Annotated in this window: 1 protein-coding gene; it reads right to left on the reverse strand. The window is 66.8% G+C overall.

The window, feature by feature from the left end; genetic code table 11:
• Positions 1-389 (reverse strand): hypothetical protein (locus tag HV826_RS36580; protein ID WP_217918929.1); only part of this gene is annotated, 389 nt, incomplete at both ends.

A 389-nucleotide genomic window follows, 5' to 3' on the forward strand; every position in this document is an offset into this window, starting at 1 on the left:
GCGCTCCAGCGTCTCGTTGCCGCCATACAGCTGGTTGATTTCGCTGATGCGGCGCATGCCGATCGCACGGCATTCGTCTTCCGGCAGCGTGCGCAGCCACTCGTAGAACTCCGGCGAGCCCAGGTAGAACGCGCCGTGCAGGTACTCGCCCTCGGCGGCCAGGGTGGCGTGGTCGATGGACAGCGTGCTGCCGTTCTCGATGCGCTGCATCAGCGCCAGGTCGTCGTGCACCTTGCGCTTGATCACCCCGGTCTGCACCAGCCGGCGGAAGCCTTCGTTGAGCATCTCGCTGCAGCCGTACAGGCCCACCTCGAACGGATCCAGTCCGCCGATCTCCTGCACCAGCGGGTGGCTGGCCAGGTGTGGATCCAGCGCATGCAGCACGCGGC

The organism is Myxococcus sp. AM010, assembly GCF_013372585.1.
GTDB lineage: Bacteria > Myxococcota > Myxococcia > Myxococcales > Myxococcaceae > Myxococcus > Myxococcus vastator.